A 12,451-nucleotide genomic window follows, 5' to 3' on the forward strand; every position below is an offset into this window, starting at 1 on the left:
ATCGCCTAGGCGCTAGATCAGCCATAGCGTAAGTACCGGAAACGCCAGCAGCAGTATCAGGCGCAGCAGGTCGGCGACGATGAACGGCGCCACCCCGCGGTAGATCTCGCCCAGCTTGACATGGGGCGCCATGGCCTTGATCACGAACACGTTCATGCCCACTGGGGGGGTCACCAGCCCCAGCTCCACCGTCAGCACGGTGAGGATACCGAACCAGATCGGGTCGATGCCCAGCATGGTGATGATCGGGAACACCACCGGCACGGTGATCACCAGCATGGCGATGGAGTCCATGAACATGCCGAGCACGAAGTACATCAGCAGGATCAGCAGCAGGATGAAGATGGTCGGCACGTCCAGCCCGCCCAGGAACTGGCTGATGGTGAACGAGATCCGCGACACCGAGATGAAGTAGCCCAGCGTCTCGGCGCCCATCAGCATGAAGAACACCACCGCCGACAGCGCCAGGGTCTCCTGCACGCTGCGCCACAGGCCGGCCAGGCGCATGCCCTTGTAGAGCGCGTAGAGCAGGGTGGCGAAGGCACCCACCGCGGCCCCCTCGGTCGGCGTGAACATGCCCTGGTAGATGCCGAAGATGATGATCACGAAGACCGTGAAGAACGGCACCAGCCCGGCGATCGACTTGAGCTTGTCGAGCGCGCTGGAGGGCTCCCCGGGTACCGCCAGCTCGGGCTTGAGGCGCATCACCACTGTCACCGACAGGGCGTAGAACAGCAGGCCCATCAGGCCCGGGATCAGCCCCGCGGCAAACATGTCGCCCACCGACTGCTCGGTGATCACGGCATAGATCAGCAGCGCAATGCTGGGCGGGATCATGATGCCCAGGGTACCGCCGGCGGCCAGGGTGCCGGTGGCCAGCGAGCGCGCGTAGCCGTGCTTCTCCATCTCCGGCAGCGCGACCCGGGTCATGGTGCTGGCGGTGGCCAACGACGAACCGGAGATCGCCGAGAACACCCCGCAGGACCCTACCGTGGCAATCGCCATGCCACCCTTCCAGCCGCCGCACATCACCCGCGTAGAGTTGAACAGCATGCCGGCCATGCCGGAGTGGGCCGCCAGCACCCCCATCAGGATGAACATCGGGATGGCACTGAAGCTGTAGCTGGAGAGCACGTCCACCGGCACCGACTTGACCATCGATACCGCCGCCCCCCAGGAGATCACCTGGGCGAAGCCGACCACACCGACGATCAGCATCGACAGCGCCACCGGCACGCGCAGTACCAGCAGCACCAGCAAACCGATCAGGCCGAGGCCACCAATCATTTCACTGCTCATTGGCGCCTCCCCCTTGGGTGGCGAACAGGCTGCCAAGCAGCACGTGGATCAGGCTGCGCGCGGCGAGCAGTGCACACAGCACGGCACCGAACTGGTAGATCGGCCCCATCGGGATGCGCAGGTCCTGGGTGACCTGGCCACGCCTCGCGGCGCTGGCCGCTTCCTGCCACAGCCCCAGGGTCATCAGCACGCCGAGAACGCAGAAGCCGATCAGGTAGATGCCGCCGAGGCGCTGCTTGAAAGCCTCTGGCAGGCGGTGGCTGAAGGCTTCCACCACCACCTGGCTCTTCTCGATATTGGCGGCCATGGCCGCCAGCAGCGCGAACATCATCAGGTAGCTGACCAGCTCCACGCTGCCGCTGACGCTCCAGTTGATGCTGCCGGCCGAGAGCCGAAACAGCAGGCGCGTCAGCACATCGGCCATGGTCACGCTCATCAGCGCCAGCAGGGCGATACCCGCCACCAGCTGGCCCAGCCGGGCCAGCCAGTGACTCGTCGTCGTCAGGAGTTGCATTCACAGGCTCCCATCAGCGCCGTACCGGGCATTCGTCACGCGCATCCATGGCGGCCTGGTAGACCTCCCGGGCGTTATCGATGCCGCGCTCCTCGAGCTCGTCGAGATAGGTTTCGATACCGGCCTTGAGCGGCTCGGCCCAGTCGTCGTGCTCCAGCGGGTTGTCGATCACGCGAATGGTGTGGCCGGCCTCTTCGGCTTCGGCCTTGCCGGCTTCATCGAGACCGTCGAAGACGTCGCCGGCGATTTCGCTCCAGGCCATGCCCATGTTGTCCTCGATCACCGCCTGCTGCGCCTCGCTCAGGCCGTCGAAGCTGCGCTGGCTCATGGTGGCGACGAAGATCAGTGAGTAGAACGGCACCTGGGTGTGGTAGCTGGCCAGCTCGTTGAGGCGGAACACCTTCATGCCCTCCCACGGGAAGCTCAGGCCGTCGACCACGCCGCGCTGCAGCGAGGTGTAGATGTCCGGCGCCGGCATGCCCACCGGCTGGGCGCCGAGGTTCTCGAGCATCTGGCCGGCCACCGCGGTAGGCCGACGAATGCGCAGTCCCTCGAGGTCGGCCGGCGACTGGATGTCGGTGTCGGTGGTGTGCAGGTAGCCCGGCCCGGTGGTGAACATGAACAGCACCTTGGTGTCGTCGTACTCGCTCTCCAGGTGGCCGTCGTCGTACAGCGTCTGCAGGATGCAGGCGCCCTGGCTGGCGGTATCCGAGACGCCCGGCAGCTCGACGATCTGCGACAGCGGGAAGCGCCCGGCGGTATAGCCCTGGGCGGTAATGGCGATATCCGAGATGCCGTTGACCACGCCCTGGTAGGCGGCGTCGGCCTGGGTCAGGGTCTGGGAGGGGTAGTTCTCGACGCGCAGCTCGCCGCCGGACTGCTCTTCGATGGTATCGGCCCAGGCCTGGAAGATTTCCTGGTTGATCCCCGAGCCATCCGGCCAGAAGTGCGACATGCGCAGGGTGGTAGCGTGGGCGGTGGTGGCCAGCCCGGCAACGGAGAGCGCCAGCAGGCAGGGCAGTAACTTGCGGTTCATCGGGAACCTCCTGGGTTATCGTTATCACCGAGATAGTTCGTGATACGAACTATCGTTCGCAATATAGAATGAAACGTAACCCACCCGGTGGATTTTCGATAACCCACTTTGGTCTTAGTTGACCGACTGCACAGCCACACAGGCGCCAGCTAGCCGCCTTTGGCCCGGCACTCTGCCCCACCTCGCCAGTCAAAAGCGCAGGCCTTTCTTGGACATTTGGCAGGCTCACCCTGCCATTACAGCGAACCACCCCCGGCGCTGTTATTCAGCCTCGCTCTCGGCGTCTGGATCCAAACCGAACAGCGCCCCATAGCGCAGGCCAATATAGGCATGCTCGCGCATCAGCATCTCGCCACGGGCGCCCTCGCCACGGCCTAGTGCCTGAAATACCAGCTGATGCTGCTGATGGGCCAGATAGAGCTTCTGGTACTCGCGGTCGAGCGCCGCGCTGTCGATGACGATGGAGTCGGCAGAGGCGAACGGCAGATGGTTGTTGCGCTGGATCGCATCGCCAATCACCCGGCTGCCGGTGGCCTCGACGATGGTGCGGTGGAAGGTCTCGTTCAACTCACTCCAGCGGGCGATATCGCCCTCCTCGAGATAGCCCTTGCCGAGCAGCTCGGCGCCGCGGGCGATGCAGCCTGCAAGCTGCTCACGCACTGCAGGCGGCAAGCCACGCTCGGCGAGGCGTCGCACCGCCAGGCCCTCCAGCGCACCGCGCACCTCCACCGCGCATAGCACATCCTCCTGGGAGAACTCGCGCACCACGAAGCCGCGCTTGTTGGCACGCTGCAGCAGGCCCTCCTGCTCCAGGGTACGAAAGGCCAGCCGCACCGGGGTGCGCGACACCCCCAGTTGCTCGGCCACTCGCACCTCACCGATGCGCTCACCGGGCTGGTAGCCCCCCTCACTGATCAGCTTGCGCAGTCGGGTCACCACGCTCTTGTCATCACTACTCACTTGTTTTCCTTAGCGTTATGGCATTTTCAAGACGGAAAGCCGCCTTGGATCCAACTAAAGCATATATTGACCAAGACAAGCTACATGGACTGTACTTTGGATCCAATAATAGATGAACCACAAAATGGTTTAACTATAAAACAGATTACCCGTGAACGAGGAGAGACCCCATGTTTCCCAAGAATACCTGGTACGTGGCCTGCACCCCGGACGAGATCGAGGACAAACCGCTGGGCCGCACCGTCTGCAACGAGACGATCGTGTTCTTTCGCGGCGAAGGTGGCAAGGTCGCCGCGGTGGAGGACTTCTGCCCTCACCGCGGCGCCCCGCTGTCGCTGGGCTTCGTGCGTGACGGACAGCTGGTATGCGGCTACCACGGCCTGGAGATGGGCGGCGACGGCAAGTGCTCGGGCATGCCCGGGCAGCGGGTGCGCGGTTTTCCCTCGCTGCGCGCCTATCCGGTCGAGGAGCGCCACGGCTTCATCTGGGTCTGGCCCGGCGATGCCGAACAGGCCGACCCGGCCGAGATTCCCGAGCTGCACTGGGCCCATGACCCCGAGTGGGCCTACGGCGGTGGGCTCTACCACGTCAACTGCGGCTACCGGTTGATGATCGACAACCTCATGGACCTGACCCACGAGACCTACGTCCATGCCTCCAGCATCGGCCAGCCGGAGATCGAGGAAGCCGCCCCCGACACCCAGGTCAACGGCAACGAGGTGATCACCAGCCGGCACATGGAGAACATCCCCGCGCCGCCCTTCTGGCAGGCCGCCCTGCGCGGCAACGACCTGGCCGACGACGTGCCGGTGGACCGCTGGCAGATCTGCCGCTTCACGCCCCCTAGCCACGTGATGATCGAGGTCGGCGTGGCCCACGCCGGCAAGGGTGGCTACGACGCGCCGGAGGCCTACAAGGCAGCCAGCATCGTGGTCGACTTCATCACCCCCGAGACCGAGACCTCGATCTGGTACTTCTGGGGCATGGCACGCCACTTCAAGCCGCAGGATAGCGAACTCACCGACAAGATCCGCGAAGGCCAGGGCAAGATCTTCGCCGAGGACCTGGAGATGCTCGAGGCACAGCAGCGCAACCTGCTCGCCTACCCCGAGCGCCAGCTGCTCAAGCTCAACATCGACGGCGGCGGCGTGCAGGCACGGCGCATCATCGAGCGGCTGATCGCCGAAGAGCGCGAGGCCACGCCAGCGGAGCAGGCATCATGAGTGCGCTGCCCCTGTCGATGTTCGTCGAGGTGACCGCCAAGCGCCAGACCGCCGAGGACATCATCGTCGTCGAACTGGCCGACCCCCACGGTCGGCCGCTGCCGGCCTTCAGCGCCGGCGCCCATATCGACGTGCGAGTCCCGGCGCCGGGCCAGGACGGGTTGATCCGCCAGTACTCGCTGTGCAATCACCCCGAGGAGCGCGACCGCTACCGCCTGGGCATCCTGCGCGAGCCCGACTCGCGGGGCGGCTCGAAGGCCATGCACGACGAGCTCCAGGTCGGTGACCTGCTGGCGATCAGCGCGCCGAAGAACCACTTCCCCCTCGTGCCGGCTCGCCGCACCCTGCTGTTCGCCGGCGGTATCGGCATTACCCCGCTGCTGTGCATGGCCGAGCGACTGGCGCATACCCAGGCGGCCTTCGAGCTGCACTACTGCACCCGCTCGGCGGCGCGTACCGCCTTTCTCGACGAGATTCGCCAGGCGCCCTTCGCCGACAGCGTGCACCTGCACGTCGACGACGGTGACGCTGAGCAAAAGCTCGACCTTGCCGGCCTGGCCGCGGCGCCGGATCCCGACACCCAGGTCTACGTCTGCGGCCCGGCGGGCTTCATCGAGCACGTCCTCTCGACCTTTCGCGAGCACGGCTGGCCAGAGGCGCAGCTGCACACCGAGTACTTCAGCGGCGCCGAGACCACCCGCGAGGACGACGACAGCTTCGAGGTCAAGATCGCCAGCAGCGGCGCCAGCTTCCAGGTACCGGCCGACAAGACCGTGCACCAGGTACTCAGCGAGAACGGCATCGAGATCATGGTCTCCTGCGAACAGGGCGTCTGCGGCACCTGCCTGACACGGGTGCTAGAGGGCGAACCCGACCACCGCGACCTCTACCTCGATGACCACGAGCACGCCGCCAACGACCAGTTCACCCCCTGCTGCTCGCGGGCCAAGAGCAAGACACTGGTGCTCGACCTCTGACGCGACGCCCATAACCACAATCAGCGAGGTTCCCATGACCCTGACTGCACGCCGTATCCCACTCGCCGCCAGCCTGACACTAGCCGCGGGCCTGGCCGCCCTGCCGGCCCTGGCAGAAGCCACCACCCTGCGTATCGCCCACGTCTGGCCCGGCGGCTCGATGGTCGACCGTGAGCTGTTCGGCGCCTGGGCCGAGAGCGTCGAGGAGGCCTCCGAGGGCCGCCTCAGCGTCGAGATCTACCCCGGCCAGACCCTCGCCAGCGCCGACAACACCTACCAGGGCGCCGTCAGCGGCATCGCCGACATCGGCGCCACCGCCCAGGGCTACAGCGCCGGCCGCTTCCCGCTGACCCAGGTGATCGAACTGCCCGGCGTATCGCTGAGCAGCCGCCAGGGCTCGTGCATCCTGCAATCGCTGTATGACGACGGCCACCTGGATGACGAGTACGACGACTCCCACGTGCTGTTCATGTTCACCACCGGCCCCGGCTACCTGCATACCAGCGACCGCCTGATCGAGACCCCGAGCGACCTCGAAGGCCTGCGCATGCGGCGCCCCACTGCCGTGGTCGGCGACATGTTCTCGCGGCTCGGCGCCCAGGCCATCGGCATGCCGGCGCCGGACGTCTTCACCTCGATGCAGCGCGGCGCCATCGATGGGCTCAGCTTCAACTGGGAGGGCATGAAGACCTTCCGTCTCAACGAGCAGGCCCACTACCACACCGAAGTGCCGCTCTACGACCTGGCGCTCACCGCCACCATGAACCGCGACACCTACGAGAGCCTGCCCGACGACCTGCGCCAGATCATCGACGAGCATAGCGGCATGCAGTGGTCGCTGCGTGCCGCCGCCGTCTACGACGAGCTGATCCGCCAGGGTCGCGAAGAGGCGCAAGAGGCCGGCCACGAGTTCCTGGTCATCGACGATGCCATGAACGACGACGCCTGGGGCCCGGTGCTGCAGGAGACCATCGACCGCTACCTGGCCGACACCGGTGGCGATGCCGAATCACTTTACGAAGAGAGCCTGCGCCTGCAGCAGGAGAGCTGTGACGTGTGACGCCAAGGCGTCGACGTCCTCCATTGCCCCGCTACGGCGGGGCTTTTTTTGCCCACGAAAAAGCCCCGCACCTCGAAAGATGCAGGGAGAAGAGACGTCTGGGTGTCAGCGCCGTTCAGAAATCGAAGAACACCGTCTCGCCGTCGCCCTGTAGGCGGATGTCGAGGCGGTAGCGCACCTTGCCGTCGGCCTCCTCGCGCTTGGCGATCAGCGTCTGGCGGCGCGCCGGCGACTCGATGGCGTTGAGCACCGGGCAGACGGCGTTGGCGTCCGCTTCATCCTCGAAGTAGAGACGCGTCTGCAGCTGGATATTCACCCCGCGGGCGAAGACCGCCAGGTTGATATGCGGCGCCATGGTCTTGCCGTCGCCGCGGGTGATGGCCCCCGGCTTGACGGTGGCCAAGGCCCACTCGCTGTCGCCGACCGCGGTGGTGGCGGTGCGGCCGAAGCTGTTGAACGGCTTCTGCAGATCGAAGGCCGGCTGATACTGGCCCTGGCCATCGGCCTGCCAGGCCTCGATCAGGGCATCGCGCACCAGGTCACCGTTGCCGTCGATCACCTGGCCGACTACCTCGATATGCTCGCCGTCCGCTTCGGGCTTGGCCAGCTGGTTCCAGATCTCTTCATCGCGCTCGGGCAGGCCGGCGACATCCAGTGCCAGGCCGATGTGCACATAGGGCCCGGCGGTCTGGGAGGCGGTCTCGCGCAGCATCAGGTCGTGGGTACCGACGCTATTGGGCTGTTGCATGGCGGTCTCTCCCGTCACTGGTTTTCGAAGTAGGTCTGCAGCTCGCCACGTACCACCAGGTCGAAGCGATAGGCCAGGCAGTCCATGGGGCGGCTGCGCGCCATGTCGAGTCGGCCGATCATGGTCTCGACGGCGTCCGGGTCGTTGATCGTCTGCACGATGGGGCAGATCGGGATCAGCGGGTCGCCCTCGAAGTACATCTGGGTGATCAGGCGGGTCGAGATCGACGGCCCCATCACCGAGACGTGGATATGCGCCGGGCGCCAGGTGTTGATGCCATTGGGCCAGGGGTAGGGGCCGGGCTTGATGGTACGGAAGCGGTACCAGCCGTCGTCGTCGGTAAGGCAGCGGCCGACGCCGCCGAAATTGGGGTCGAGGGGCGCCAGGTAGGCGTCCTTCTTGTGGCGATAGCGGCCGCCGGCGTTGGCCTGCCACATCTCCACCAGGGTGTGCGGCACCGGCTTGCCGTACTGATCGACCACGCGCCCGAACATGATGACGCGCTCGCCGATGGGCAGCGCATCCTGGCCCTGGCCCTCGCGGTAGTTCATCAGCAGGTCGTTGTCGTGGGGGCCCATGCGCAGGGCACGGAAGTCCGGCCCACTCAGCTCGGAGACGCTGGGCCGCTGCAGGCTGACCAGCGCCTGGTTGGGCGAACGTGCCACGGTGGTCTTGTAGCCCGGCGCATAGGCCGGCGGATGCCAGTTACGGTCGCGCTCGACGTAGCGCTTGTTGTCGTCTTGCATGGCGAAAAGCCCTCTGCTGGCGTGGATCGCGGGCCATGCCGCGGGTTGGCCAGTAGTGTGGCGCGTCGTCGCAGGGCTGCCAATTGACGACTTGGGGCACCTCCATAACCCATGGGTTATGGCTATCGATGTCGCGCGGCCACCTCGCGCAGCGCCTCGCAGAACGCCTCGAGTCCCAGCGAGGGCTGCAGGCTGGCATTACGGCAGAAGCCCACCGAGCCGCCCTGGTCCTCCAGCGGCAGCGCCAGCTCAACCAGTAGCCCGGCAGCGATGTCGTCGGCCACCGCCTCGCGCGGGGCGACCCACAGCGCGTCGCTGTCGAGGGTGTAGCGGCGGCTGATCGGCAGCGACAGGGTCTCCAGGCGGCGGCCGGGAAGGCCCAAGCCGTGGCGCACGCAGAAGCTGTCGACCCGCTGGCGCAGGGTGGTCTGCGGCGGTGGCAGCACCCAGGCCAGCTCGCTCAAGCGCTCGGCGGGCAAGGGCGCAATGCCAACCAGCGGATGACCGCCGCGCACTACCAGCAGCAGCGGCTCGTAGTAGAGGTGCTCGAAGGTCAGGTCGCGGATCTCGCGGGCCTCGGTCATGCGCCCCACCACCAGGTCGAGCTCGCCGGCACGCAGCTGCGAGAGCAGGTAGGCGCTGGCCCCGGTGACCACCTTGACGCCGCTGTCGGGCGCCTCGAGAGCGGCCTGCCAGCGCAGGATCGCCCGCGGCAGCAGCTGGCTCTCCACCGTGGAGAGCGCCCCGACCCGCAGCCACTCGCCGCTGCCCTGGGCGGCACTCACCGCGCCGACGCCCTCCTCCAGCGCGCGCAGCGCCGGCCCGGCGTGGCGCAGCAGGGTGAGCCCAGCCTGGGTCAGCGCCACACCCTGGGCATTGCGCTCGAACAGCGGCGCCGCAACGCTCTCCTCGAGCTCGCGGATGGCCTTGGAGATCCCCGGCTGGGTGATCGCCAGGCTCTCGGCGGCCCGCGCAAAGCTGCGCCGCTTGGCAACCTCGAGAAAGGCCTGCAGATGGCGCAGCTTGATACGCGGATTGAGCATGGCAAACGACCGGCGGTGGTTAGAGTGCCCTACCTTCGCCGATCATCAGCCAAAACGGAACCGCCGCTTAGGATTGACACGCCTCGCCCAGTTCTAGGGCACGGGCATGGACCTCGCGGGCGTTATCGATGCCGCGTTCCTCGAGGCGGGTCAGGTAACCCTCGGTGCCCTCTTGCAGCGGCCCGGCCCACTCCGGGTCGTTGAGCGGATCCTCCACGGTGTGGATGGTGCCGCCCTGGGCCACGGCCTCCTCGCGCCCTTCGCGGTCGAGACGGTCATAGACCTCACCGGCGCGCGCCGCCCACTCCATCCCGGTGTGGGCGTCGATGGCCTCCTGAACCTCGGGGGCCAGACGCTCGTAGCTGTCGAGGTTCATCACCGCCATGGCCACCCCGGTGTAGTAAGGCACCTCGAGGTGATACTCGGCCAGCTCGTTGATGCCGAAGGTCTTCATCGCCTGCCACGGGAAGCTCAGGCCGTCCATCACGCCGCGCTGCATCGAGGTGTAGATGTCCGGCGCCGGCATGCCCATGGGCTGGGCGCCGAGGCGCTCGAGCATCTCGCCGGCGACGTCGCTGGGACGGCGAATGCGCAGGCCGCGCAGGTCGTCGGGGGTCTGCAGTTCGTCGCCGCGGGTGTGCAGGTAGGCCGGCCCGGTGGCGAACATGTAGAGCACCTTGACGTCGTCGTACTCGTCGCTGATCAGGCCTTCGTCATACAGCGACTGCAGCACGCAGGAGCCCTGGGAGGAGCTGGACGAGACACCCGGCAGTTGGACGATCTCCGAGAGCGGGAAGCGCCCCGAGGTGTAGCCCTGCATGGTGATGGCGATATCCGAGATGCCGTTGACCGCGCCCTGGTAGGCCTGGTCCGACGGCCCCAGGGTCTGGGAGGGGTAGTTCTCGACCTTGACCGCGCCGTTGGTGGCTTCCTCGAGGCTCGCCGCCCAGGCCTCGAAGATCTCCTGATTGACCTCCGAGCCAGAGGGCCAGAAATGCGCCATGCGCAGGGTGTCGGCGTGGGCGGCGGTCGCGGCGGCGGCCACGCAGGTGGCCAGCAGGCAGCGGGAGATGGCGTGTTTCATGGTGGTGACCTCTGTTGTGCTTATCGTGAGTGTCGTGATGCGAGTGGCGTGTTGTTGCTCCTGACAGGTGTCAGGTAGGCAGGGTCGGTACCTCGATCAGCAGCGGGCGATCCATGGCGAGGCCCTCTTGCAACGCGCTGGCTAGGGCCTCACGGGAGTCGGCCAGGCGCGCCTCCACCCCGTAGCCCTGCGCCAGCGCGCAGAAGTCGATACCCGGCACGTCGAGCCCCGGGGCGTCGTCCACCGCCATATGGCGGGCGAAGCCGCGCAGCGCGCCGTAGGTGCCGTTGTTGAGGATGATCAGCACCGCCGGGATGCGGTACTGGGCGGCGCTCCACAGGGCGGTGATGGCGTAGCTGGCCGAGCCGTCGCCGACCACCCCGATGACCTGGCGCTGCGGCTGGGCGAGCTGCACGCCGAGTGCCGCCGGCAAGCCGAAGCCGAGCCCACCCGCGGCGGGGAAGAAGTAGCTGCCGGGATGGCGCATGCCGACCCGCTCCCAGAAGATCTCCACCGTCGAGGTCGACTCCTTGACGAAGATGGCGTCCTCCGGCGCCAACGCGTCGAGGGTATCGAACACGTTGGCCGGGGCCAGGCGTCCGTCGCCATCCGCGGCTGACGCCGGGCTCGGTAGCGCCTCGGGCAGTGCGCGCTCGCGCTGGGCCACGAGTGGCAACAGCGTCTCGAGGGTGGCGTGTACATCGCCCACCAGGGCATCGCCCATGGGCGCCCGGGCTGCCTCGTTGGCGTCGCCGGTGACGTGTACCAGCTGCGCACCCTCCGGCAGATAGCGCCCCGGCGCGTACTTGTGGTAGCGGAACACCGGCGCCCCCACCACCACGACCAGGTCGTGGCCCTCGAGGTGAGCGGCAATGCCGGCAATCGCTGCCGGCAGCACGCCGCGAAAGCAGGGATGACGATTGGGAAAGGGGCAGCGCGACGCAGAAGGTGCCACCCACACCGGCAGCCGCAGGCGCTCGGCCAGCTCGACCGCCAGCCCGTTGGCCTGGCGGGCATCGACCTCGGGCCCCAGCACCAGCACCGGGTTCTCGGCGCCATTCAGCCGCCCCGCCAGGCGCTCGAGCTGCGCAGGCGACGGCACCCCGGCGTGTTGGATCTCGCGCGCCACCACCAGCTCGGCGTCGTCACCGACCTCACGGTCCCAGTCGTCATGCGGAATCGACACGTAGACCGGCCCGCGCGGCGGCAGCGAGGCGCTGTGGATCGCCTGGCTCAGCGCCCGCGGCACGTCCTCGGGGCAGGCCGGCTCATAGCTCCACTTGACCAGCGGCTTGGGCAGCTGCGGCGCCTCCACGTTGGCCAGCATCGACTCCACGCCGATCATCGAGCGCGCCTGCTGGCCGGCGGTGATCACCAGCGGCGAATGCGAGTACCAGGCGTTGGTCAGCGCACCCATGGCGTTGCCGGTGCCCGCCGCCGCATGCAGGTTGACGAATGCCGGTCGCCCGCTGGCCAGCGCGTAGCCGTCAGCCATCCCCGCCACCACGCCCTCATGCAGCCCCAGCACGTAGCGGAAATCCTCGGGAAAGCCCTTGAGGAACGGCAGCTCGTTGGAGCCGGGGTTGCCGAAGACGGTGGTGATGCCCTGGCGGCGCAGTAGCGAGTAGGTAACGGAGTGGACGCTGGGCATGCGGGCTTCCTTGTCTTTGCTAAGTAGTCCTTACACGCTAGAAGCTACGAGCAACATCGAGCAAATCGATAGTTTTTCTACGCTAAATAGATGTGTTTTATTTCACTTCC

Annotated in this window: 12 protein-coding genes; 3 read left to right on the forward strand and 9 right to left on the reverse strand. The window is 66.9% G+C overall.

The features are described from left to right. Positions 1-12 precede the first annotated feature (12 nt). The 4 genes from QC821_RS08545 to QC821_RS08560 all read right to left on the reverse strand — a co-directional run bounded on the left by QC821_RS08545 (position 13) and on the right by QC821_RS08560 (position 3,809). Entirely contained in the window at positions 13-1,299 is a 1,287-nt protein-coding gene (locus QC821_RS08545) for a TRAP transporter large permease (protein ID WP_309719700.1), read from the reverse strand. Beyond that, positions 1,289-1,813 (reverse strand): TRAP transporter small permease, encoded by a 525-nt coding sequence (locus tag QC821_RS08550; protein WP_309719703.1) that lies wholly within the window; start codon positions 1,811-1,813, stop codon positions 1,289-1,291. The genes QC821_RS08545 and QC821_RS08550 overlap by 11 nt, the downstream gene beginning before the upstream one ends. A 13-nt stretch (positions 1,814-1,826) precedes the next feature. Then, positions 1,827-2,849: a TRAP transporter substrate-binding protein gene (locus QC821_RS08555; RefSeq protein WP_309719706.1), complete on the reverse strand. Its 1,023-nt coding sequence runs from the start codon at positions 2,847-2,849 to the stop codon at positions 1,827-1,829. 261 nt (positions 2,850-3,110) lie between these two features. Next, positions 3,111-3,809: a GntR family transcriptional regulator gene (locus QC821_RS08560; protein WP_309719708.1), complete on the reverse strand. Its 699-nt coding sequence runs from the start codon at positions 3,807-3,809 to the stop codon at positions 3,111-3,113. 170 nt (positions 3,810-3,979) lie between these two features. Between QC821_RS08560 and QC821_RS08565 the strand changes: the two genes are divergently transcribed. Genes QC821_RS08565 through QC821_RS08575 form a run of 3 tightly spaced genes read left to right on the forward strand, consistent with a single transcriptional unit; the run spans position 3,980 to position 7,069 of the window. Next, positions 3,980-5,032, forward strand: coding sequence for an aromatic ring-hydroxylating dioxygenase subunit alpha (locus tag QC821_RS08565; protein WP_309719710.1), 1,053 nt, complete (start codon positions 3,980-3,982; stop codon positions 5,030-5,032). Beyond that, positions 5,029-6,009, forward strand: a complete 981-nt coding sequence (locus QC821_RS08570) for a PDR/VanB family oxidoreductase (RefSeq protein WP_309719712.1) — start codon at positions 5,029-5,031, stop codon at positions 6,007-6,009. The genes QC821_RS08565 and QC821_RS08570 overlap by 4 nt, the downstream gene beginning before the upstream one ends. A gap of 34 nt (positions 6,010-6,043) precedes the next feature. Continuing rightward, positions 6,044-7,069, forward strand: coding sequence for a TRAP transporter substrate-binding protein (locus tag QC821_RS08575; protein WP_309719714.1), 1,026 nt, complete (start codon positions 6,044-6,046; stop codon positions 7,067-7,069). A 115-nt stretch (positions 7,070-7,184) separates the two neighbouring features. On the opposite strand, the gene pcaG is transcribed toward QC821_RS08575, so the two are convergent. The 5 genes from pcaG to mdlC form a co-directional block, all read right to left on the reverse strand. Further along, positions 7,185-7,817 carry a protocatechuate 3,4-dioxygenase subunit alpha gene (gene pcaG / locus QC821_RS08580; RefSeq protein ID WP_309719716.1) on the reverse strand — a complete coding sequence of 211 codons (633 nt, stop codon included), beginning with the start codon at positions 7,815-7,817 and terminating at the stop codon, positions 7,185-7,187. Between the two features lie 14 nt (positions 7,818-7,831). Then, positions 7,832-8,563, reverse strand: coding sequence for a protocatechuate 3,4-dioxygenase subunit beta (pcaH, locus tag QC821_RS08585; RefSeq protein WP_309719719.1), 732 nt, complete (start codon positions 8,561-8,563; stop codon positions 7,832-7,834). 122 nt (positions 8,564-8,685) lie between these two features. Next, complete coding sequence (gene pcaQ / locus QC821_RS08590; RefSeq protein ID WP_309719723.1) at positions 8,686-9,606, reverse strand: pca operon transcription factor PcaQ; 921 nt, start codon at positions 9,604-9,606, stop codon at positions 8,686-8,688. 67 nt (positions 9,607-9,673) lie between these two features. Beyond that, complete coding sequence (locus tag QC821_RS08595) at positions 9,674-10,690, reverse strand: TRAP transporter substrate-binding protein (protein ID WP_309719726.1); 1,017 nt, start codon at positions 10,688-10,690, stop codon at positions 9,674-9,676. A gap of 70 nt (positions 10,691-10,760) precedes the next feature. Further along, complete coding sequence (mdlC, locus tag QC821_RS08600) at positions 10,761-12,341, reverse strand: benzoylformate decarboxylase (protein ID WP_309719729.1); 1,581 nt, start codon at positions 12,339-12,341, stop codon at positions 10,761-10,763. Positions 12,342-12,451: the final 110 nt, after the last annotated feature.

Source organism: Franzmannia qiaohouensis, assembly GCF_031451695.1.
Taxonomy (GTDB): domain Bacteria; phylum Pseudomonadota; class Gammaproteobacteria; order Pseudomonadales; family Halomonadaceae; genus Franzmannia; species Franzmannia qiaohouensis.